Here is a 20,654-nt window from a genome sequence, read left to right on the forward strand (position 1 = left end):
CACCGCATCGGCCGGCGCGCCGGCGGCCATCGCCGGCTCGTCGCGCCGCTCCGGTGCCGATTTCGATTCGGCCTTCGCCGACTCGCGCTCGAGGCGCTCGGCACGGCCGAGAAGGCGTCGGTTGCCGTACTGGCCGGAGCCGCCCGGCACCTCGCGCATTGCCGGCAGGCGGTGGCAGCTGGTGGCCGAGGGCGGCGAGAACGCGGGCGGCGCATCGTCGAGCTGCGGCGGCGCGTCCTGCCACACCGGCGGCCAGGGCTCGGCGGCCTGTGCGAGGTTGCCATCCAGGCTGCCGGCGCAGGCGGCCAGCAGCAGCGAGGCGATCAGCACCGAGGTCAGCGTGCGGCGCGGGGTCTTCATCGTGTCCATGCGGGTCTCCAGGGTTGTCGGAACGTGACCCTGGCTGACACGTGGCAGCCGGTGCGATGGGGTGAACCTCATCGCGTTTTTTTTGAGGGCCGTCGTTTCACCCCGTTGCGCAACGTCGCGCGTATCACCCACCGTATCAGGCAGACTGCCATGCCATGCGACCCGGCCCTGACACCGACACCAGCGACGACCACCTGATGAGCGCCTATGCGCGCGGCGACGCCGCCGCCTTCGAAGCCTTGTATGCCCGCCACCAGGCCGGGCTGTACCGCTTCGTGCGCCGGCTGCTCGGCGGCGCGCTCGCGGCGCAGACCGACGAGGTGTTCCAGGACACCTGGTTGCGCGTGGTCAATGCCCGCGCCAGCTGGCAGCCGCAGGGCGCGAGCTTTCGCACCTGGCTGTTCACGCTGGCGCACCACCGGGTGATCGACGTGTGGCGGCGCAGCGGCCGCGAGGTGTCGATCACGACCGACGATGACGACGGCGCGCCGTGGGAGCCCGAGGCGGCCGATGGCGTGCCGTGGCAGCAGTGGCCGGCGCCGCAGGGCGAGGATGTCGCGTTCTGGCGCCGCGCCGGCGAGCGCCTGCTGGCCTGCCTGGAGGAACTGCCGCTGCCGCAGCGCAGCGCCTTCCTGCTGCACCATGACGACGAGCTGCCGCTGGCCGACGTGGCGCGCGCGCTGGAGGTCGGCTTCGAGACCGCGAAAACGCGGCTGCGCTATGCGATGAGCAAGCTGCGCAGCTGCATGGGGGCGTACCTCGCGCCGCTGAACGGCACGGAGCCTTCGCGATGAGCGGCGGACCCGGCCTCGAGCGCGACGACATCGAACACGACCGCCATCTGCGGCAGGCGCTGCGCCATGCGCCGGATGCCGATGCGGCGCCGCCGGCCGCGCTGCGCGAGCTGATCCTGCGCGAGGCGCAGGCCAAGGCGCGCGACGGCCGGGCAGCGGCACCGGCTGCGGCACCGTCGTGGGGGCAGCGGCTGTGGGACTGGATCGGCCGCCCGCGCTTCGCCGGCGCGCTGGCCGGCGTGATCGTGATCGGTTTTGCCGGATTGCTGTGGCGCGATCACCCGCCGGAAGAGGCGCTGTCGCCGCAGGTGGCGGTGCAGGCGCCTGCCGCGCCGGCGCCGGCAGCAGAGCCCGCGCCTGTCGAGCAGGAGAAGGCCAGGACGGTGCCGGCAGGCGATGCACCTGCAGCGGCACCCGCGCAGGCACCGGCCCCGCGCATCGAGAAGCCGAAGCCGGCGGCCGCGGCACCTCGCCGCGCCGAAGAGTCCAAGCGGCGCGATGCCGCGGCCGATTCGCGCGGCATCGTGGCCGAGGAAACGACGCTGCAGATGCCGGGTCCGACGGCGGCAGCGCCGCCTGCCGCCGCAACCGCCCCGCTGCCCGCGCCGGCCCCGCCGGCCGCACCGCGGTCGCCCGATGCCGTGGCCGATGCGAAGGCGGAACGCAGCCGCAACGAGAGCCGCGAGCGCAGCAGCGAAGCGCCGGACCAGCGTGCACGTGCCGCGGCCAAGATGGCCGCGCCGGCTGCCGTGGCGGCGGCGCCCGAGGCCGCGGGGATCGCCGGCTTCGCCGCCGCCGGCCCCGCCATCGCCCAGTTGCGCCAGCAGATCGGCAGCGAGGCGACGCGCTGGTACTGGCAGCGCCCCGGCGGCCCGCAGCACCCGTTCGACAACGCCGTCAGCCGCTGGCTCGGCCGGTTGGAGAGCGCCTCGCGCGGGCGCTGGCAGAGCCTCGGCAATGAGCGCCCTGCGCCGGGCACCGAGCTGCAACTGCTGCGCGACGGCGAGGTCACGCAGCGCCTGCAGCTGACCGAGGATGCGCTGGTGTGGGAGCGGCGCGATGTAGGCGAGACGCTGCGTGCGCCGCTGGATGCCGCGACGCTGGCATCGCTGCGCCAGGCGCTGGACGCGGCGACGCCTTGATCACCCCGCCCCGTTCCGTCTCCCGTTCGCCGGAAACCCGCTGCCGGCCCGCGACACGTTGCGCCTATATGATGCTTGGTTTCGTGCCTGCGACCCGATGCCCGCGCCTCGACCCCCCGTTCCTCCTGCTCCGGCGACCACCCCGGCCGACGCCTCGACAGAGACGTCCTTGATCCGCGTCCGCGGCGCGCGCACGCACAACCTGAAGAACATCGACCTCGACATCCCCCGCAACAAGTTGGTGGTGATCACCGGGCTGAGCGGCTCGGGCAAGTCGAGCCTCGCGTTCGACACGCTGTACGCCGAGGGCCATCGGCGCTATGTCGAGAGCCTGAGCGCCTATGCGCGCCAGTTCCTGCAGTTGATGGACAAGCCCGACGTCGACGTGATCGAGGGCCTGAGCCCGGCCATCAGCATCGAGCAGAAGGCCACCAGCCACAACCCGCGTTCCACCGTCGGCACGGTGACCGAGATCCACGACTACCTGCGCCTGCTGTACGCGCGCGCCGGCACGCCCTTCTGCCCCGACCACCATGTGCCGCTGCAGGCGCAGAGCGTCAGCCAGATGGTCGACACCGTGCTCGCGCTGCCCGAGGACACCAAGCTGATGGTGCTGGCGCCGGTGGTGCGCGACCGCAAGGGCGAGTTCGGCGACCTGTTCACCGAGATGCAGGCCCAGGGCTACGTGCGCTTCCGCATCGACGGCCAGACGCACGAGGCCGCCGAGCTGCCGAAGCTGAAGAAGGCCGAGAAGCACGACATCGACGTCGTGATCGACCGCGTGAAGGTGCAGCCCGACGCCGCCGCCAGCGGCCTGCGCCAGCGCCTGGCCGAGAGCTTCGAGGCGGCGCTGCGCATCGCGCAGGGCCGCGCCGTCGCGCTCGAGATGGACCACGGCCGCGAGCACCTGTTCTCGAGCAAGTTCGCCTGCCCGATCTGCAGCTACTCGCTGAGCGAGCTGGAGCCGCGCCTGTTCTCGTTCAACTCGCCGGTCGGCGCCTGCCCGAGCTGCGACGGGCTGGGCCTGGTCACCGCGTTCGACCCGGAGCGGGTCGTCGCCTTCCCGTCGCTGAGCCTGGCCAGCGGCGCGGTCAAGGGCTGGGACCGCCGCAACGGCTACACCTTCTCGCTGCTCGAGAGCGTCGCGAAGCACTACAAGTTCGACATCGACGCGCCGTTCGAAGCGCTGCCCCAGCAGGGCCAGCAGGTGCTGCTGTACGGCTCCGGCGAAGAAGACATCGCGTTCACCTACGAGAGCGAAGGCAACGGCAAGGGCAAATCGCGCAGCGTCAAGCGCATGCACCCGTTCGAAGGGATCATCCCGACCTTCGAGCGCCGCTACAAGGAGACCGACTCGGCCGCGGTGCGCGAGGACCTGGCCCGCTACCAGGCCGCCCGCCCCTGCCCCGACTGCGAAGGCACGCGGCTGCGGCGCGAGGCGCGCAACGTGTTCCTGCAAGGCGAAGACGACCATGCGGGCGACAGGAAGGGCGAGCCGATCTTCCGCGTCGAGCATTTCACGCTGCGCGAGTGCCTGCACTACTTCGGCGCGCTGAAGCTGCGCGGCGCCAAGGCCGAGATCGCCGACAAGGTGGTGCGCGAGATCCGCTCGCGGCTGAAGTTCCTGAACGATGTCGGCCTGAACTACCTGAGCCTGGACCGCAGCGCCGACACGCTGTCCGGCGGCGAGGCGCAGCGCATCCGGCTGGCCAGCCAGATCGGCTCCGGCCTGACCGGCGTGATGTACGTGCTCGACGAGCCGAGCATCGGCCTGCACCAGCGCGACAACGACCGCCTGATCGGAACGCTGCGCCACCTGCGCGACATCGGCAACAGCGTGCTGGTGGTGGAGCACGACGAAGACGCGATCCGCGCCGCCGACCACGTGATCGACATGGGCCCGGGAGCCGGCGTGCATGGCGGCCACGTGATCGCGCAGGGCACGCCCGACGCGGTGGCGGCGAGCGCCGAATCGCTGACCGGCCGCTACCTGTCGCGCGTGCTGCGCATCGCGGTGCCGAAGCAGCGCCACCGGGTGAAGGACAAGCCCAAGGATCCGGACGACGCGACGCCGACATCGCTGCGCATCGTCAACGCGCGCGGCAACAACCTGAAGGGCGTCACGGTCGAGATCCCGGTCGGGCTGCTGACCTGCGTGACCGGCGTGTCCGGCTCGGGCAAGAGCACGCTGGTCAACGACACGCTGTACGCGGCGGTCGCGCGCAAGCTGTACGGCAGCCATGCCGAGCCGGAGGCGCACGACACCATCGAGGGGCTGGACGCGTTCGACAAGGTGATCAACGTCGACCAGAGCCCGATCGGGCGCACGCCGCGCAGCAACCCGGCCACCTACACGGGGTTGTTCACGCCGATCCGCGAGCTGTTCGCCGAGATGAACACCGCCAAGGAGCGCGGCTACGGTGCCGGCCGCTTCAGCTTCAACGTGGCCGGCGGGCGCTGCGAATCCTGCCAGGGCGACGGCGTGCTGAAGGTGGAGATGCACTTCCTGCCCGACGTCTACGTGCCCTGCGACGTGTGCCACGGCAAGCGCTACAACCGCGAGACGCTGGAGGTGCTCTACAAGGGCCGCAACATCACCGAGGTGCTGGAGATGACGGTGGAGGACGCGCATGCGTACTTCAACGCGGTGCCCAACATCGCGCGCAAGCTGCAGACGCTGCTCGACGTGGGCCTCGGCTACGTGCGGCTCGGCCAGAGCGCGACCACGCTGTCGGGCGGCGAGGCGCAGCGGGTCAAGCTGGCGCTGGAGCTCTCGAAGCGCGACACCGGCCGCACGCTGTACATCCTCGACGAGCCGACCACCGGGCTGCACTTCGCCGACATCGACCTGCTGCTGCGCGTGCTGCACCAGCTGCGCGACGCCGGCAACACCATCGTCGTGATCGAGCACAACCTGGACGTGATCAAGACCGCCGACTGGCTGATCGACATGGGCCCCGAGGGCGGCGCCGGCGGCGGCATGGTGGTGGCGAGCGGCACGCCGGAAGACATAGCAGCAAACCCGGCGAGCTTCACCGGGCAGTACCTGAAACCCCTGCTGGCCGAGTGACGGGAACACCCGCACGAACGGCGTCACCGGACGTGGCTAGACTGCAGCCCTTCGAGAGGAGCCCGCCGTGAGCCAGACGATTGATTACTACCTGTCCCCGCACTCGCCGTACACCTACCTGGGCCACCAGCGCTTCTGCGAGATCGCGGCCGCCGCCGGTGCCAAGGTCAACGTGCTGCCGGTCGACCTGGGCGGCAAGGTGTTTCCGGTGTCGGGCGGGCTGCCGCTGTCGAAGCGCGCGCCGCAGCGCCAGGCCTACCGGCTGGTCGAGCTGAAGCGCTTCAGCGCCTGGCTGAACCAGCCGATCAACCTGCAACCGAAGTACTTCCCGGTCAACAGCGACGATGCGGCGCAGCTGATCATCGCGGTCGACATGAAGGACGGCACCGAGGCGGCGCTGCGCATCACGACGGCGGTGCTGCGGGCGGTGTGGGTGGAAGAACGCAACATCGCCGACCTGGCGGTGCTGCAGGCGCTCGTCGCCGAGCAGGGCCTGCCGGCGCAACGCATGGACGACGCGCACTCGCAGGCGGTGCACGAGCGCTACGAACAGGATTCGGAGGCCGCGATCGCGGCCGGCGTGTTCGGCGCGCCGAGCTACGTGATCGACGGCGAGATCTTCTGGGGGCAGGACCGGCTGGATTTCGTGCAGCGGCGGCTCGCGCAAGGCTGACCCGGATTGGCATCCGGGCTACGAGGTTGCGCGGGTCGACAGTAGCCCGGGTGACAACCCGGGGCTCGGCCTAGCCGTTGCGCACTGCCGACCCTTCCGCGTCCGACGCGTCGTTGACCCAGTTGCCCTGGATCAATTCCTCGACGTTCGGTTGCAGCAGCAGCGCGATCAGCGCGACCAGGAGGCCGACCGCCGTGACGACGGTGATGGTTGCGGCAATGAAGAAGCTCATGGCGGGGCCTCCGGTGGGTGCGTTGTCGGGTGCATCACATGTTGAACTTGGCCTTGGCGTTGTTCACGCAGGCCGTCTTCGCGTCACCGGCCAGCGAATCGCACTTCTCCGCCTCGGCCTTGTAGGCCGCCGTCTTCTTGTCGTCGGTGGCTTCGGCGCTCGCCTTCTTGGTGTCGCGCTCGGCCTTCGCATCGGCCTTGGCCTTGGTCTCGACGGCCTTGGCTTCCTTCACGCAGACGTCCTTCTCGTTGCCGGCCTTGTCGTCGCAGCGCTCCTTCGCGACCTTGTAGTCGGCCTCGGCGATGTCTTCCTTGGCCTTGTACGTGGCCTTGGCCGTGCCCTTGTAGTCGGCTTCGGCGGTCGCCTCGGTCTTCACACGGGCGGCCTTGGCTTCGGCGACGCAGATGTCCTTGGCGTTGCCCGACAGCGATTCGCACTGCTTGTGCGCCGCTTCATACGTCGATTTGGCCGAGGCCTTGGCCTGGTCGTAGGCGGTCTTGTCGGCGGCGAAGGCGCCGGTGCTGAACATCAGTGCCGCGACGGCGGCGGTGATGTACGACAACGATTGGCACGACAGCGATTGTTGCTTGGTCATATTGATATCTCCTCGAACGGAATGGCCTGAAGCCGGTGCGGCAAGCTTAGGCAGCGCCCCCCGGCCGGTCTGCCGGACAAACCAATCTGCGGGTGTGGGAGAAGCCCTACAGCGGTGCGCAGGGGGTGCGCAGGGGGTGCGTGACATGCTGCCGCCGACGGCGGCGCGCGGGTTCAAGCGGCTTGAGTGCGGCACGACGCTGCTCGACAATGCCCGCATGCATCCCCCATCGCCCGACCTGGAGCGCACGCGCCTGCTCGATTTCGCGCGCGCCTCGGGCGACTGGATGTGGGAGACCGATGCGCAGCTGCGCTACACCTGGGTCTCCGGCGCGTTCGAGGCGATCACCGGGTTGCCGCCGCTGTCGATGATCGGCCGGCAGATCGCCGATTCGCCGCTGCTCGACGAGCTGGCCCACCCGCTGCCCGGCGGGCGCAGCTTCCACCAGCTGCTGCAGGAACACCGCCCGATCACCCGCGTGCTGACCGACAAGCAGACCGGCCGAGGCGTGCTGCGCATCTCGCGCAGCGCGGTGCCGGTGTTCGATGCGCAGGGGCAGTTCGCCGGCTACCGCGGCACCGCGCGCGATGTCTCGGCGCATGTCGAGGCCGAGCGCAAGGCGCATGTGCAGGCCGAGCTGCTGCGCAAGCTGTCGTCGCAGGTGCCGGGCGTGATCTTCCAGTTCCAGCTGCACCCGGACGGCCAGGTCAGCTACCCGTATGCGAGCGATGCCTCGCGCGAGCTGTTCGGCGTGGAGCCGCCGCGCGACGGCAACGGCGGCGACCCGACGGTGCCGTTCCGGCTGCTGCACCCCGACGACCAGCGCGGCTACCTCGACAGCATCGAGGCCTCGGCGCGCACGCTGGCGGCGTGGCACCGCAGCTACCGCATCCTGCGCGACGACGGCAGCGTGCGCTGGATGGAGACCCGCGCGATGCCCGAGCGGCTGGCCGACGGCTCGACGCTGTGGCACGGCTTCACCGCCGACATCACCGCGCAGAAGCAGGCCGAGATCGCGCTGCGCGGCAGCGAGGAGCGCTGGAGCATGGCCGCCGAGGCGGCAGGCATCGGCGTCGCGCAGTTCTCGCTGGCGAGCGGCGAGGTCGGCTTCGACCGGCGCGCCTGCGCGAACCACGGCCAGCCGTGGCCGCTGCCGCACTACACGCTGGACGATTTCCTCGCCGCGGTGCACCCCGACGACCGCGCCGCGACCGAGGCCGCGATCCGGCGCGCGCTGGCCACCGACGGCCGGCTGGAGAGCCGCTACCGGCTGCTGCGGCCCGACGGCCTGCCAGCGATGCTGGAGCTGTTTGCGCGCTGCACGCACGACGCCGCCGGCCGCGTCGACGGCCTGGTCGGCACCTGCCGCGACATCACGCAACAGGCCGCGCTGGAGCAGCTGCGCCGCGACAAGGAGGCCGCCGAGCAGGCGAACCGCGCGAAGAGCGAGTTCCTGTCGCGCGTGAGCCATGAGCTGCGCACGCCGCTGAACGGCATCCTCGGCTTCGCGCAGCTGATGTCGCTGGACCGCCTGCACCCGCTCGCCCCCGACCAGCGCCGCCGCATCGACAGCGTGATGCACGCCGGCCGACACCTGCTGGAGCTGATCAACGMCGTGCTGAACCTGGCGCGCATCGAGCAGGAGGATTTCTCGCTGAAGCCGGTGCCGGTGGACCTGTGCGCCGCGGTCGAGAGCTGCCTCGCGATCATCCAGCCGCTGGCCGACAACGCCGGCATCCGGCTGCTCGCGCCACAGCGGCCCGCGGGCTGCTGGGCGACCGCCGATGCACGTGCGGTCGAGCAGGTGCTGCTGAACCTGCTGTCGAACGCCATCAAGTACAACCGCGCCGGCGGCACGGTGCGGCTCGTGCTGCAGCACGACGGCGAGCGCGTCATGGTGGCGGTGAGCGACGAGGGCGAGGGGCTGACGACGGCGCAGCAGCTGCAGCTGTTCCAGCCGTTCAACCGGCTCGGCGCCGAGCAGCGCCGCATCGAGGGCAGCGGCCTCGGGCTCGTGATCGCGCGCACGCTGGCGGCGGCGATGCAGGGCGAGCTGTTGCTGCGCAGCACGCCCGGCCAGGGCTCGACCTTCACGCTGCTGCTGCCGGCGGGCGATGCGGCGCGCGCGGACCCGGCATCCGCGCTGCCCGCCGCCACGCCGCCCGCGCCACCTGCCGTGGCGCAGAAGCACGTGCTGTACGTCGAGGACGAGCCGCTGAACGTGATGCTGATGCAGGAGGTCTTCAAGGGCCGCCCGCAGTGGCGGCTGAGCGTCGCGAACGATGGCGCGAGCGGCCTCGCGGCGGCGCGCGAGCAGGCGCCGGACCTGCTGCTGATCGACATGAACCTGCCGGACGCGAGCGGCCTGACGCTGATCCGCCGCCTGCGCGACGACGCGCGCACGAGCGGGCTGCGCTGCATCGCGCTGTCGGCGGATGCGATGCAGCCGCAGATCGATGCGGCGCTCGCCGCCGGTTTCGACGACTACTGGACCAAGCCGATCAACGTCGCGCGCGTGCTGGATGCCGTCGCGAAGGCGATGGAAACGCCCTCTCCACAATGAAAAAAGCCGACGCAAGCGTCGGCTTTTTGAGGTGAACGGAACCTGATTACTTCAGGTGGCCGTTGATCAGCTTGGTCATCTCGAACATCGAGACCTGGGCCTTCTTGAAGATTTCCTTCAGCTTGGCGTCGGCGTTGATCATCGTGCGCTTGGCCTTGTCCTGCAGGTCGTTCTTCTTGATGTACTCCCACACCTTCTTGGTCACTTCCGTGCGCGGCAGCGGGTTGGCGCCAATGACGGCAGCCAGCGTTGCGCTCGGGGTCATGGCCTTCATGAAGGCAGCGTTCGGGGTGCGCTTCTTGGCCGGTGCGGCCTTCTTCGCAGCGGCCTTCTTGGCCGGCGCTGCCTTCTTGGCGGGAGCGGCCTTCTTGGCCGGTGCGGCCTTCTTGGCCGCTACTTTCTTCGCGGGTGCAGCCTTCTTGGCCGGTGCCGCTTTCTTTGCAGGAGCCGCTTTCCGAGCGGGCGGTTTCGCAGTTGCCATGTTGAATTTCTCCATCAATAACGTTGTTGATGTGCCCGGGTTGGGTGAGAGCCGCATGAGCTCTCGGTTCTCCAGGTCCACGTGCGGAGCGAATACTACTGCGAGAGTGCTGCATTGAGAAGCAGTTTTCATAGGTGAAACACGCATTCATGCGCCTTCGCGCGATGTTTTGTCGCCTGTGAGCCTCATCTGCGTGCTCTCGAGGTGTCGCAGCGGGCTGTTACCCGCGCGCATCGCGTGCTTCCGAGAATGCGTTTCGACGGTGCCGCATGGTGCGCTGCCGTCCTTGTCGAAGGAGACGAACGATGGGCAAGAAGATCCTGATGCTGGTCGGCGACTACGCCGAGGACTACGAGACCATGGTGCCGTTCCAGGCGCTGCAGATGGTCGGCCACACGGTGCATGCCGTCTGTCCGGACAAGAAGGCAGGCGAGTTCGTGATGACCGCGGTGCACGATTTCGAAGGCCAGCAGACCTACTCCGAGAAGCCCGGCCACCGCTTCACGCTGAACGCGACGTTCGCGTCGGTGAAGGGCGAGGACTACGACGCGCTGGTGATTCCGGGCGGCCGCGCGCCGGAATACCTGCGCATGAACAAGGCCGTGATCGCGCTGGTGCAGCACTTCTCGCGCGCCGACAAGCCGATCGCGGCGGTGTGCCACGGCGCGCAGCTGCTCGCGGCGGCCGGCGTGATCCGCGGCAAGCGCGTGTCCGCCTATCCGGCCTGCGCGGCCGAGGTGGAACTGGCCGGCGCGAGCTACGCGGCGATCGAGGTCGACCAGGCGGTGACCGACGGCAAGCTCGTGACCGCACCGGCCTGGCCGGCGCACGCGGCCTGGCTGTCGCAGTTCCTCGCGGTGCTCGGCACGCGCATCCAGCACTGAAGAAACCCCTCGTTGCAGCGGGCCGGGGATCGTCCGAAGATGGCGCCCCGCTCCGCCGCATCGAGGAACACGACCATGTGCGAAGTCTTCATCCGCGCCGATCCGTCGTCCTATGAATCGCGCACGCGCTCGGTCCGCCTGCACGGTGTCGTGACCAGCATCCGGCTCGAGAACCTGCACTGGGAGGTGCTGGCGGAGATCGGCGCGCGCGACGGCATGAGCGTCACGCACCTGCTGGAGCGGCTCTACGACGAGCTCGTCGAGGCCCGTGGCGAGGTCGGCAACTTCGCGTCGTTCCTGCGCGTCAGCGCGCTGCGCTACATGGCGCTGCAGGCGCACCAGCGGATTCCGGTCGACAACAGCGTGCCGATCCGCTCGCTCGATGCGCGCGCGGTGCTCGATGACCTGCCGCGCAGCTGGGCGACGCCGGGCCGAGCGCCGGGCCGCCCCAAGCCGGCCCGCGTCCCCCTGGGGGACCGACTGGTGTACCCACCGGGCGAGGGGTCGTCATGTAGCCCGGGTGACAACCCGGGACCCGGATTGCATCCGGGCTACGAATTACACGCTCAATAGACGTCGCGGCGGTAGCGGCCGGCGTCGGCCAGCGCCGCGAGTTGCGCCGCACCGAGCACCTGCGCGAGCGCGTCGTCGACACCGGCGGCCATGCCCTCGAGGCTGCCGCACACATAGATCGCCGCGCCGCCGGCCACCCATTCGCGCAGGCGCTCCGCCTGTTCCAGCACGCGGTGCTGCACGTAGAGGCGTTCAGGCTGGTCGCGCGAGAACACGCGGTCGAGCTGCGCGAGCACGCCGTCGGCCTGCCAACGGTCGGTGTCGGCGGCGTAATGCGCGTCATGCGCGGCCTGGCGCTCGCCGAACAGCAGCCAGCAGGCGACGGGTGCCTGCTGCTCGGCGCGCGCCATCAGGTGGCTCCTGAGGCCCGCCAGGCCGGTTCCGTTGCCGATCAGGACCAGCGGCCGCGCCGCGTTGTCGCCGATCCGGAAGCTGCCGTGCGCGCGCAGCCGCAGCGGCACGCGGTCGCCCGGTTGCAGTTGCGCGGTGAGCCATCCCGAGGCCACGCCGAGGCCGCCATCCGGATGCCGCTCCTGTCGCACCATCAGGTGCAGCCGGCCCGCCGACGGCACCGAGGCGATCGTGTACTCGCGTGGTCGCTGCAGGTCGCCGGGCGCCTGCACCTGCACCAGGTCGCCGGCCTGCCAGACGGGCAGCGCCGCGCCGTCGGCCGGCACGAGTTCGAGGTGGCACACCGGCGCGGCGGCGCCGCCCTCGTTCAGCACGCGGCGCTCGACCAGCCGCCAGTCGTCAAAGCCCGGCGCCTGCCAGTCGGGCAGGTCGACCGTGCCGGCGAGGTGCGCGACCTGCTGCTGCCACCGCTTCAGCGCTGCGGCATCCTCGTTGTCGAGCTCGATGCGCTCGAACAGCGGCGTCGCGCCCTGCACCTGCAGCCAGGCATCCAGCCGGCGGCCGAAGCCGCAGAACTGCGCGTAGCTGCGGTCGCCGAGCGCCAGCACCGCATGGTGCAGGCGCGGCAACGGCTGGCCGCCGTCGACCATGTGGCGCGCGAACGCCGAGGCCGCATCGGGCGCGTCGCCCTCGCCGTAGGTGCTGACGATGAAGAGCGCCCGTTCGGTGTGCGCCAGCTCGTCGGGCCGCAGTTCGCCGAGCGGCAGCAGCCGCACCGGCACGCCGGCGGTGTGCAGCAGGCGCGCGGTCTGCCACGCGAGCTGCTCGGCGAAGCCGGTCTGGCTCGCGAACGCGACCAGCACCGGCGCGGCATCGGCCTCGGCATGGTCCAGCGCAGCCGCATCGCGCGAGGCGGCCGCGCGGCGGTGCCGTTCACGCCAGGCGATGAAGCCGCAGAACGCGAGGTAGGCGAGCGCGACGGCACCTGCCGCCAGGAATCGCGCGGAAGGACTCATTCGAGTGCGGCGAAGGCCGGCGTGACCTGCTCGTCGAGCCCACCGTCGCTGCGCCGCGTGACGAACAGCGCCGCGATGCCGCGCTGCGCGGCCCACGGCAGGCCGGCCTGCAGCCCCATCACCGTCAGCGCGGTCGACAGCGCATCGGCGCGCATGCACGACGCATCGAGCACCGTCACGACCGCCACGCCGTGATCGATCGGCCGGCCGGTGCGCGGGTCGATGGTGTGCGGGTAGCGGCGGCCATCACGGGCGAAGAAGCGCCGGTGGTCGCCCGAGGTCGCGACGCTCAGGCCGTGCAGCGCGATGCGGGCCGGCGGCGGGTCTGCGTCGAGCTGCCAGCCGCCGTCGACCCAGCGCGGCACCGGTTCCAGCGCCACCCACCACGGCTGCCCGTCGGGTTTCACGCCCTCGCCGCGCAGCTCGCCGCCGACCTCGACCAGCACGTCGTCGAGACCGAACTGCTGCGCGAGCCGCTGCACGACGCGGTCGACCGCATGGCCCTTCGCGATCGCCGACAGGTCGAGCCGGAGGCCGCCCGGTTGCCGCACGCCCTGCGGGCCGGTCTCCAAGCGCTGCCAGCCGCTGACGGCACGCGCGGCCCGCACCGCCGCGTCGTCGGGCGGCACGAAGCCGGGCTCGTCGTGGCGCTGCCGCGGCCCGAAGCCCCAGGCGTCGACCAGGGCGCCGGCGGCCGGGTCGTACGCGCCGTCGCTGTCGCGCGCGACCTGCAGCGCGCAGGCCAGCACCTCGCCGAACGCGTCCGGCAGCGCCTGCCAGCTGCCGGCCGGCGCGCGGTTGAAGCGGCTGATGTCCGAGCCGGGCTCCCACGGGCTCATCTGCGCGACGACGAGGTCCAGCTCCTGCTGGATCGCCTGCGCCAGCGGCGCGAGCGCGAGCCCCCGCGGGCCGGCGACGCGCACCGACCAGCTCGTGCCCATCGTCACGCCCTGCAGCGCATGCACCTGCGCACCGAGCGCCGGCGCACGCGTCGCAATGCGCTGCGGGACCAGCACCCGCGCCGTCTGCATCGCCTTCTTTACTGCGGCAGCACTTCGACCGTCGCGCTGGCGTTCACGCGGCGCGTCGGCGGCGTGCCTTCGGCGGCGCGCACGCTGTGGTTCACGCCGATCCAGTAGCGCCCGGCCTCGGGCCACTTGACGCTGAACTGGCCCTGCGCATCGGTCTTCAGCGCGATCTCGCCGAGCTTGTAGCGGTAGCGATTGCCGCCGCGCAGGATCGTCACGTCGAGGTTGGCGGCCGGCTTGCCGTCGAGCAGCACGCAGAAGCTGGAGCTGTCGCCGGCGCTCAGGTCAGTCGGCGCGGTCAGCGGGACGAACTCGAGGCCGGTGCCTTGCGGCGCGAAGGCCTTGTCGGCGGGCTTCGCTGCCGCCTTGTCGCCCGCTTTTTCCCCTTTCGCATCGTTGCTGACCCAGGTCTCGACCCGGTTCTGCATGCGCGTGACCTGCAGCTCCGTCGCGTCGGCCGGGATCTCCTTGGCCATCGCCTCGGCCGTGCCGCGCCAGCGCTTCGGCTCGCCGCCGAGCTTGTAGTTGGCGAACACGCTCTCGCTGAAATTGACGATGCGGTAGGTGCCCGGCTGCGCGAGCTTCACGTCGAAGCTGCTGCGGCGGCGCGCCGCGGCGAGGTTCTCCGGCGCGACGAGGCTGCCGTCGGGCGCGACGATGCTGAGCTTGTCGAGCACCAGCGCATTGGTGTCGAACTCGAACAGGTCTTCGGACACCGCGGCGTCGACCGTGACAGCCGCTTCACGGCCGCTGACGACGGTGGCCGAGGGCACGAGCCAGGTGCGGTGCGCCTGCGCGGAGAGGGGCAGCAGCGCGGCCACGGCGAGCAGCGCGAGCATCGATCGGTGGAAGGTTTTCATGCGTGGCTCCTCAAGGCTTCAGGTCGAGTGACACGGCGCCGAGTTCATGCTCGCCCTGCACCTTGGCGGTCTGGGCGGCCTTCACCGGCCAGTCGAACGGCAGGCGCACGACCTCGCGGCCGCCGTTCTCGCGGGCGGCTTCGACCACCAGCTGGTAGCTGCCCGGCGGCAGCGAAGCGAGGCCCTTGGCGCTCGACAGGGCCAGCACATGCTCGCCCGGTGAGCGGGTGGCGGCGGTGACGCCGTCGATCGGCGTCTGCAGCTCGCGCCCGCTCTTGCGCCACCAGCTGCGCATGTCCTTCAGCCATTTCGCGCCGCCGTTGTCGCGCTTCTTCAGGTCGTACCAGAGCGCGACGTTGGACGCGAAGCCGGGGTCGGCCGCCTTCTCGACCCACACCGCCACATAGGGCTTGTGGTACTCGGCCACGCTCAGCTGCGGCAGCTCCAGCTTCAGGTTCGCGTCGGCCGCGAAGGCCGGCGCGGCCAGCGCGGCGGCGGCGCCCATCGCCATCGAATAGCTCAGTTTCATGGGGGTCCTTCTGGAAGATCGGGGAATCGGGATCAATGGATGAACAGGATCGCCAGCAGCAGCGGCAGCACCAGGCCGCCGGCCACCACCGGCCAGGTGCTCGGGCGCTTGGCGGCGTGCATCTTCAGGATGAACAGGCCGGTCACCGAGAACACCAGGCACGACGCGGCGAACAGGTCGATGAACCAGCTCCACGCGCTGCCGGTGTGGCGGCCCTTGTGCAGGTCGTTCAGGTACGAGATCCAGCCGCGGTCGGTGCGCTCGTATTCGAGCGCGCCTTCCACGCGGTCGATGCGCAGCCAGGCATCGCCGCCGGGGCGCGGCAGCGGCAGGTAGATTTCCTCGGGCGACCACTCCGCGGCACGGCCGGCCACCTCGATCGACAGGCCCTGCTCGACCCACGCCGCCAGCGCCGGCGGCAGCGGCTGCTTGTCGTCGGCCGGCTTCGCGGTGATCAGCGGCAGCAGCGCCGGCGGCACCTGCGCCGCGCGCTTCGTGACCTGCGGCTTCGCCTCGATCTGCGACGCATGGTTCAGCGTGAAGCCGGTGACGGTGAACAGCAGCAGCCCKACCAGGCTCAGCGCCGAGCTGATCCAGTGCCACTGGTGCAGCGTCTTCAGCCAGTAGGCGCGCTGCGGCGCCGGTGTGGCGGCGGGGGTGGCGTCCATCAGACCTCGGACCACATCCGCAGCAGGTTGTGATAGTGGCCGGTCAGCGCGAGCAGCTCGGCGTTGTCGGCGTTTGCGGTATCGCGCTCGCGCAGCCGCTGGATGGCCTGGTCGAGCTCGAACAGCATGCCGCGCTGCGCATCGTCGCGCACCAGGCTCTGCAGCCAGAAGAACGAGCAGATGCGGGCGCCGCGCGTGACCGGCAGCACCCGGTGCAGGCTGCTCGACGGGTACAGGATCAGGTCGCCGGCCGGCAGCTTCACCTCGTGCGCGCCGTAGGTGTCCATCACCTCCAGCTCGCCGCCGTCGTAGTCGCCGGGGTCGGCCAGGAACAGCGTGCACGACAGGTCGGTGCGCAGCCGCAGGCTGGTGCCCGGCACGCCGCGCACCGCGCCGTCGACATGCAGGCCGTATTGCTCGCCGCCTTCGTAGCGGTTGAACAGCGGCGGCACGTAGCGCAGCGGCAGCGCGGCCGAGACGAACAAGGGATGCGCCTCCAGCGCCGTCAGGATGACGGCGCCGAAGCGCTGCGTCAGCGGCCCGGCCTCGGGCAGCTGGCGGTTGCGCTTGACCTGCGCCCCCTGCGCGCCGACCGTCTCGCGGCCGTCGTTCCAGTCGGCCGCATCGAGGGCCTCGCGGATCTCGGCGACCTGGGACGGCGTCAGCACGCCGGGCACGTGGAGCATCATGGCGGTCAGTACTTGAAGTTGGCGCTCAGCAGCGCGTTGCGCGCTTCACCCGGCTTGTAGCGGGAGCCGCCATTGTTGACCGACGCCACATAGTCCTTGTCGAACAGGTTGTTGACGTTCAACTGCAGCGTGACGTTCTTGCTGAGGTCGTACGCCACCATCGCATCCGCCACCGTGTACGACTCGGTGTTGATCAGGTTGGGCGTCGCGCTGGGGGTGAGGTTGCTGCTGCGCGCGACGGTGTCGACATAGCGCACGCCACCGCCGACGGTCAGCTTGTCGATCGCCTTGTACGACGCCCACGAACTGAAGGTCACCTTCGGCGAATAGACGATCACGCCGCCGTTGTTCGCGCTGGCGCCGGCCGGCACGCCGCGCAGGATCTTCGGGTCCATGTAGGCCACGCCCGCGCTCAGGTTCAGCGCCGGCGTCACCTGGCCGACCAGGCCGAGCTCGACGCCGTCGACGCGGCGCTTGCCCACCTGGGTGAAGGTCGGCGCCGCGGCGCCGTCGGAGACCAGCTCGTTCTTGTTCTCGCTGCGGTAGATCGCCGCGGTGGCCGACAGCTTGCCGCCGAACAGGTCCCACTTGGTGCCCAGCTCGATGTTGCTGCCTTCCTGCGGGTCGGTGCTCGGGCTCGCCTGGTTGGTGCTCAAGGCGTTCAACGAGAAGTTGGCGCCGCCCGGCGGCTGGTAGGCGTTCGACACCGTCAGGTAGATGCTGCCATCCGGCGTCGGCTTGAACAGCGCGCCGACCTTCCAGCTCAGCAGGTTGTCGGTCAGCCCGAGCGGCGGGTTCTGCACCAGCACCGCCGGCGTCGCCGAGTTGAGGGCGGCGCTGTTCGTCTCGGTGTGGAACTTCTCCCAGCGCAGGCCGCCGTTGACGAGCCACTGCTCGGAGAACTTCAGCGTGTCGAACGCATAGACCGCCGCACTCAGCGTGCTGCCCTTGGTGTAGGCGCCGTTGTCGACGAGCGGCTGGAACACGTCGCCGGTGCTCGGGTGGTACAGGTTGGCCGGCGCCTGCGTGCCGCTGACGACCTTGTTCTGCTGGTTCTGGCGTTCGTAGATGAACTCGAAGCCGGTCGACAGCGAATGCCCGATGCCGCCGGTCTTGAACTCGGTGCTCAGGTTGGTCTGGTTGGTCAGGATCTCGTTCGTCTGGTGGCGGCCCTGGCGGTTGCGTGCGACGGTCCAGGTGGCGGGGTCGGTGCCGGTCGTGGAGGTCACGGCATTGACGCCGGTCAGCACGAAGTCCTGCTCGGTGTGGCCCAGGCGCGTCGTGTTGCGCAGCGTCGTGCCGCTCGACAGGTCGTGCTCGATGCGCGCGGTGAACATGTGCAGCGTCACGTCGTTGAAGTCGTCGGTCGAACCGTAGAAATTCTTCGAGTCGACCGCCGCGCCGCTCTGCATGCCCGCGCCGGGCCGCCAGTCGGGCAGCCCGAAGGTCGACACCCCGCCGTCCGGCACGTTCTTCTGGTCGACGTACAGGTAGTTGAAGGTGGTGCGGGTCGGCGTGCCGAGGCCGAGCACCAGCGACGGCGCGAAGCCGAAGCGCTTGCTCTTGACCTCGTCGCGGCCCGGCGTGCCGTAGTCCTGTGCGAGCACGTTCAGGCGCAGCGCGGAGCCCGAGATGCCGAGGTCCAGCGGCCGGTTCAGGTCGGCGGTGGCGCGCACGCGGCTCGAGGTGCCGACGGTCAGCGTGCCGTTGTTGAAGGCCTCGCGGCCTGCCGTCTTCGACACCAGGTTGACGTAGCCGGACGATGCGCCGCGGCCGTTGTCGGAGCCCGACGGGCCCTTGATCACCTCGACCTGCTCGACGTTGAACACGTCGCGCGAGATGTTGCCCAGGTCGCGGATGCCGTCGACGAAGATGCTGTTCGTCGTGTCGAAGCCGCGCATGAAGATCGAGTCGCCGGTCGTCGTGTTGCCGTTCTCGCCGAGCTGCATCGTGATGCCCGGGGTGTTGCGCAGCGCCTCGGCCAGCGTGGTCGCGACCTGCTGCTGCAGCACTTCCTTCTTGATCACGGTGATGGTCTGCGGCGTGTCGAGCAGCGGCTGCGTGAACTTCGGGCTCGACGCGTTGTCGGCCTTGAACTCGCTGCCGGACTGGCCGGTGACGCGCAGCGCGGGCAGCGTCGTCTCGGGCGCATCGGGCTTCTTCGGCGCGTCGGCGACCGGGGTCGTCTGCGCGGCCACCGGCAATGCGACGGCCATCAGGCCGATCTGAGCCAACGCGGATGTCTTGCTTGCCGCGTGCTTGCGGCTCTTGATGTAGGCCAAGGGGTACTCCTCGAGGGTTTTGTCTTGTCTTGGCTGGCGCGATGGCTGGCGGGGACGGTGAAGATCAGGCGGAAAAACAGCCGGCCCGAGACCGGCGCCGGCTGGATGGAGAAATTCGAATCAACGGCGCAGTGCGTACCAGGACGCGACCGCGATCGGCAGGCCGAGCGCGGCCCACGACAGCGCGTCCCAGCCGCCGTCGCCGAGCAAGGCCGACAGCAGGCCGACCGCGCTCAGCACGGCCAGTGCGACCGGCCAGCGCCAGATGCGCAAGGCGCTGCTCATGGCTGCGCCGCCTCCGGCTCGCTGACGAAGCCGACCTTCGTCAGGCCCGCCTTCGACGCATCGGCCAGCGTCTGCGCGACGTAGCGGTAGGCCACCGCCTGGTCGGCGCGCAGGTGGATCTCGGGCTGCGGCTGCTTGCCGCTCTCGGCGGCGAAGCGCTTCTGCGCCTCGGGCCGCGTGACGAGCTCGCCGTTCCAGTACAGCAGGCCGCCGGCGTCGATCGCGAACTCGACCTTGTCGGCCGGCGACTGGTTGACCTGCGAGCTCGCCTTCGGCAGCTCCAGCTTGACGGCATTGGTCAGCAGCGGCGCGGTGATGATGAAGATCACCAGCAGCACCAGCATCACGTCGATCAGCGGGACCATGTTGATCTCCGCCATCGGCGCGCTGGCGTTCTTCGAATCGAAACTGGCGAAGGCCATGGCGGCGACCTCGCGTCAGGCGGCGACCGGCCGCGAGGCCAGCGCACGCACATTGGCCGGCTGGGCCGCTTCATTGCCCAGCGGCTGGCCCATCGACACGAAGGTGTGCAGCTCGTACGCGAAGGCATCGAGCTTGGACGACATCACGCGGTTGGCGCGGGTCAGCCAGTTGTAGCCCATCACCGCGGGGATGGCGACCGCGAGGCCCAGGCCCGTCATGATCAGCGCCTCGCCGACCGGGCCGGCCACCTTGTCGAGCGTGCCGGCGCCGCTCATGCCGATCGCGACCAGCGCGTGGTAGACGCCCCAGACGGTGCCGAACAGGCCGACGAAGGGCGCGGTGGCGCCGACGGTGGCCAGCATCGCGAGACCGTTCTCGAGCCGCGTGGTTTCCTCGTCGAGCACCTTCTTGATGGTGCGGGTGACGAATTCGCCCGAGGTGCCGGCTTCTTCGAGCTTGGCGGCGCCGTACCTGGCATGGTGGGCCTGCGCATGCATCGCGTGGCTGGTGAGGTGCGAGAACGGGTCGTGCACGCCGTGCGTGGTGATCTCGTTGGCGACGGCCTCGAGCGAGGTCGCGTTCCAGAAGAAGTTCAGGAAGCTCTGGCTGTGGCGGCGGCGCGAGACCAGCGACAGGCCCTTGATCACGATGATCACCCAGGAGGCGATCGACATCAGCACCAGGATGCCGAGCAGCGTCTTGCCCACCACATCGCTTTGCGCGATGAAGTGGCCGAATCCCAAGCCAGCGTCTGCGTTCACGGTCATTTCTCCAGATCGAAATTCAAGGGGATCAAGGCCCAGCCCGCGGTCGGGCGGCCGTTCTCGGTGTAGGGCTCGAAGCGGAACCTGCGCACCGCGTCGACCGCGGCTTCATCGAGCCGCGGGTAGCCGGAGGACTTGCCGACCTGCACCGATTGCGGCAGGCCGCCTTCATCGATCCAGACGCGCACGACAACGTTGCCGGTTTCCTTCAGGCGCTTGGAGGCGCGGGGGTACTCGGGCGGCTCGGCTTTCAGGTAGCGCACGGCCGAGGCCGGGATCTGCTTCGGCGGGGCCGGCGGTGCGGGCGGGGCCGGTGGCGCTTCGACGGCGACCGGCGCGGGGGGCGGCGGCAGTTCCACCGGCGGCGGTGGCGCGACGAAGGC

The 20,654-nt window shown here is 70.3% G+C and carries 21 protein-coding genes and 1 pseudogene; 7 read left to right on the top strand and 15 right to left on the bottom strand.

Features of this window, described 5'->3' with window-relative positions:
* Positions 1 to 369, bottom strand: a 369-nt coding sequence (locus AC1DXV_RS17560; RefSeq protein ID WP_477934750.1) for a hypothetical protein, incomplete at its 3' end; no start/stop codon positions are given.
* A gap of 155 nt (positions 370 to 524) precedes the next feature.
* Between AC1DXV_RS17560 and AC1DXV_RS17565 the strand changes: the two genes are divergently transcribed.
* The 4 genes from AC1DXV_RS17565 to AC1DXV_RS17580 all read left to right on the top strand — a co-directional run bounded on the left by AC1DXV_RS17565 (position 525) and on the right by AC1DXV_RS17580 (position 6,048).
* Complete coding sequence (locus tag AC1DXV_RS17565; RefSeq protein ID WP_477874244.1) at positions 525 to 1,163, top strand: sigma-70 family RNA polymerase sigma factor; 639 nt, start codon at positions 525 to 527, stop codon at positions 1,161 to 1,163.
* The gene (locus AC1DXV_RS17570; protein WP_477934752.1) at positions 1,160 to 2,305 is read left to right on the top strand and encodes a hypothetical protein; all 1,146 of its coding nucleotides are present in this window, start codon (positions 1,160 to 1,162) and stop codon (positions 2,303 to 2,305) included. The genes AC1DXV_RS17565 and AC1DXV_RS17570 overlap by 4 nt, the downstream gene beginning before the upstream one ends.
* 97 nt (positions 2,306 to 2,402) lie before the next feature.
* Positions 2,403 to 5,375 carry an excinuclease ABC subunit UvrA gene (uvrA, locus tag AC1DXV_RS17575; RefSeq protein ID WP_477865503.1) on the top strand — a complete coding sequence of 991 codons (2,973 nt, stop codon included), beginning with the start codon at positions 2,403 to 2,405 and terminating at the stop codon, positions 5,373 to 5,375.
* Positions 5,376 to 5,442: 67 nt separating this feature from the next.
* Entirely contained in the window at positions 5,443 to 6,048 is a 606-nt protein-coding gene (locus AC1DXV_RS17580) for a 2-hydroxychromene-2-carboxylate isomerase (protein WP_477865504.1), read from the top strand.
* A gap of 70 nt (positions 6,049 to 6,118) precedes the next feature.
* Here the strand turns inward: AC1DXV_RS17580 and AC1DXV_RS17585 are convergent, their stop codons facing one another.
* Positions 6,119 to 6,280 carry a hypothetical protein gene (locus AC1DXV_RS17585; RefSeq protein WP_477865505.1) on the bottom strand — a complete coding sequence of 54 codons (162 nt, stop codon included), beginning with the start codon at positions 6,278 to 6,280 and terminating at the stop codon, positions 6,119 to 6,121.
* A 34-nt stretch (positions 6,281 to 6,314) separates the two neighbouring features.
* Positions 6,315 to 6,875: a hypothetical protein gene (locus AC1DXV_RS17590; RefSeq protein WP_477865506.1), complete on the bottom strand. Its 561-nt coding sequence runs from the start codon at positions 6,873 to 6,875 to the stop codon at positions 6,315 to 6,317.
* 145 nt (positions 6,876 to 7,020) lie between these two features.
* Here AC1DXV_RS17590 and AC1DXV_RS17595 point away from each other — a divergent pair, with 145 nt between their 5' ends.
* Positions 7,021 to 9,438, top strand: coding sequence for a hybrid sensor histidine kinase/response regulator (locus AC1DXV_RS17595; RefSeq protein ID WP_477865507.1), 2,418 nt, complete (start codon positions 7,021 to 7,023; stop codon positions 9,436 to 9,438).
* A 46-nt stretch (positions 9,439 to 9,484) separates the two neighbouring features.
* Here AC1DXV_RS17595 and AC1DXV_RS17600 read toward each other — a convergent pair whose 3' ends face one another.
* On the bottom strand, positions 9,485 to 9,919 hold the full coding sequence (locus AC1DXV_RS17600) for an SWIB/MDM2 domain-containing protein (RefSeq protein ID WP_047501850.1): 435 nt from the start codon (positions 9,917 to 9,919) through the stop codon (positions 9,485 to 9,487).
* A 305-nt stretch (positions 9,920 to 10,224) separates the two neighbouring features.
* On the opposite strand from AC1DXV_RS17600, the gene AC1DXV_RS17605 reads away from it, so the two are divergent.
* Together AC1DXV_RS17605 and AC1DXV_RS17610 are read left to right on the top strand one after the other, a co-directional pair.
* Positions 10,225 to 10,803, top strand: coding sequence for a DJ-1/PfpI family protein (locus tag AC1DXV_RS17605; RefSeq protein WP_477865508.1), 579 nt, complete (start codon positions 10,225 to 10,227; stop codon positions 10,801 to 10,803).
* 75 nt (positions 10,804 to 10,878) lie between these two features.
* Positions 10,879 to 11,232: pseudogene (locus AC1DXV_RS17610) on the top strand (ribbon-helix-helix domain-containing protein); the annotation flags it as partial.
* Between the two features lie 137 nt (positions 11,233 to 11,369).
* On the opposite strand, the gene AC1DXV_RS17615 reads toward AC1DXV_RS17610, so the two are convergent.
* The 11 genes from AC1DXV_RS17615 to AC1DXV_RS17665 form a co-directional block, all read right to left on the bottom strand.
* Positions 11,370 to 12,743 (bottom strand): sulfite reductase subunit alpha, encoded by a 1,374-nt coding sequence (locus AC1DXV_RS17615; protein WP_477865509.1) that lies wholly within the window; start codon positions 12,741 to 12,743, stop codon positions 11,370 to 11,372.
* Positions 12,740 to 13,774, bottom strand: coding sequence for an FAD:protein FMN transferase (locus AC1DXV_RS17620; protein ID WP_477934754.1), 1,035 nt, complete (start codon positions 13,772 to 13,774; stop codon positions 12,740 to 12,742). The genes AC1DXV_RS17615 and AC1DXV_RS17620 overlap by 4 nt, the downstream gene beginning before the upstream one ends.
* An 8-nt stretch (positions 13,775 to 13,782) precedes the next feature.
* Complete coding sequence (locus tag AC1DXV_RS17625) at positions 13,783 to 14,631, bottom strand: DUF4198 domain-containing protein (protein ID WP_477867902.1); 849 nt, start codon at positions 14,629 to 14,631, stop codon at positions 13,783 to 13,785.
* A gap of 10 nt (positions 14,632 to 14,641) precedes the next feature.
* Positions 14,642 to 15,160: a DUF2271 domain-containing protein gene (locus AC1DXV_RS17630; protein WP_477867900.1), complete on the bottom strand. Its 519-nt coding sequence runs from the start codon at positions 15,158 to 15,160 to the stop codon at positions 14,642 to 14,644.
* Between the two features lie 32 nt (positions 15,161 to 15,192).
* On the bottom strand, positions 15,193 to 15,828 hold the full coding sequence (locus AC1DXV_RS17635; RefSeq protein ID WP_477934756.1) for a PepSY-associated TM helix domain-containing protein: 636 nt from the start codon (positions 15,826 to 15,828) through the stop codon (positions 15,193 to 15,195).
* Positions 15,828 to 16,517, bottom strand: coding sequence for a Fe2+-dependent dioxygenase (locus AC1DXV_RS17640; RefSeq protein WP_477867896.1), 690 nt, complete (start codon positions 16,515 to 16,517; stop codon positions 15,828 to 15,830). Before AC1DXV_RS17640 ends, AC1DXV_RS17635 begins: the two co-directional genes overlap by 1 nt.
* Before the next feature lie 5 nt (positions 16,518 to 16,522).
* Entirely contained in the window at positions 16,523 to 18,799 is a 2,277-nt protein-coding gene (locus AC1DXV_RS17645; protein ID WP_477867894.1) for a catecholate siderophore receptor Fiu, read from the bottom strand.
* 120 nt (positions 18,800 to 18,919) lie between these two features.
* Complete coding sequence (locus AC1DXV_RS17650; protein WP_477867892.1) at positions 18,920 to 19,084, bottom strand: hypothetical protein; 165 nt, start codon at positions 19,082 to 19,084, stop codon at positions 18,920 to 18,922.
* Entirely contained in the window at positions 19,081 to 19,506 is a 426-nt protein-coding gene (locus AC1DXV_RS17655) for an ExbD/TolR family protein (protein ID WP_477867890.1), read from the bottom strand. Before AC1DXV_RS17655 ends, AC1DXV_RS17650 begins: the two co-directional genes overlap by 4 nt.
* 15 nt (positions 19,507 to 19,521) lie before the next feature.
* The gene (locus AC1DXV_RS17660; RefSeq protein WP_477934758.1) at positions 19,522 to 20,274 is read right to left on the bottom strand and encodes a MotA/TolQ/ExbB proton channel family protein; all 753 of its coding nucleotides are present in this window, start codon (positions 20,272 to 20,274) and stop codon (positions 19,522 to 19,524) included.
* Positions 20,271 to 20,654: energy transducer TonB (locus AC1DXV_RS17665; protein WP_477934760.1), on the bottom strand; the 384-nt coding region annotated here is incomplete at its 5' end. The genes AC1DXV_RS17660 and AC1DXV_RS17665, both read right to left, overlap by 4 nt.

The sequence above is a fragment of the Rhizobacter sp. P3_C12 genome, assembly GCF_056402735.1.

What these genes read in the sequence shown, in the direction of transcription:
- AC1DXV_RS17565 (WP_477874244.1), top strand. Translation starts at nt 525, where the DNA reads ATGCGACCCGGCCCTGACACCGACACCAGCGACGACCACCTGATGAGC.
- AC1DXV_RS17570 (WP_477934752.1), top strand. Translation starts at nt 1,160, where the DNA reads ATGAGCGGCGGACCCGGCCTCGAGCGCGACGACATCGAACACGACCGC.
- uvrA (WP_477865503.1), top strand. Translation starts at nt 2,403, where the DNA reads ATGCCCGCGCCTCGACCCCCCGTTCCTCCTGCTCCGGCGACCACCCCG.
- AC1DXV_RS17585 (WP_477865505.1), bottom strand. Translation starts at nt 6,280, where the DNA reads ATGAGCTTCTTCATTGCCGCAACCATCACCGTCGTCACGGCGGTCGGC.
- AC1DXV_RS17590 (WP_477865506.1), bottom strand. Translation starts at nt 6,875, where the DNA reads ATGACCAAGCAACAATCGCTGTCGTGCCAATCGTTGTCGTACATCACC.
- AC1DXV_RS17600 (WP_047501850.1), bottom strand. Translation starts at nt 9,919, where the DNA reads ATGGCAACTGCGAAACCGCCCGCTCGGAAAGCGGCTCCTGCAAAGAAA.
- AC1DXV_RS17605 (WP_477865508.1), top strand. Translation starts at nt 10,225, where the DNA reads ATGGGCAAGAAGATCCTGATGCTGGTCGGCGACTACGCCGAGGACTAC.
- AC1DXV_RS17615 (WP_477865509.1), bottom strand. Translation starts at nt 12,743, where the DNA reads ATGAGTCCTTCCGCGCGATTCCTGGCGGCAGGTGCCGTCGCGCTCGCC.
- AC1DXV_RS17620 (WP_477934754.1), bottom strand. Translation starts at nt 13,774, where the DNA reads ATGCAGACGGCGCGGGTGCTGGTCCCGCAGCGCATTGCGACGCGTGCG.
- AC1DXV_RS17625 (WP_477867902.1), bottom strand. Translation starts at nt 14,631, where the DNA reads ATGAAAACCTTCCACCGATCGATGCTCGCGCTGCTCGCCGTGGCCGCG.
- AC1DXV_RS17630 (WP_477867900.1), bottom strand. Translation starts at nt 15,160, where the DNA reads ATGAAACTGAGCTATTCGATGGCGATGGGCGCCGCCGCCGCGCTGGCC.
- AC1DXV_RS17640 (WP_477867896.1), bottom strand. Translation starts at nt 16,517, where the DNA reads ATGATGCTCCACGTGCCCGGCGTGCTGACGCCGTCCCAGGTCGCCGAG.
- AC1DXV_RS17650 (WP_477867892.1), bottom strand. Translation starts at nt 19,084, where the DNA reads ATGAGCAGCGCCTTGCGCATCTGGCGCTGGCCGGTCGCACTGGCCGTG.
- AC1DXV_RS17655 (WP_477867890.1), bottom strand. Translation starts at nt 19,506, where the DNA reads ATGGCCTTCGCCAGTTTCGATTCGAAGAACGCCAGCGCGCCGATGGCG.
- AC1DXV_RS17660 (WP_477934758.1), bottom strand. Translation starts at nt 20,274, where the DNA reads ATGACCGTGAACGCAGACGCTGGCTTGGGATTCGGCCACTTCATCGCG.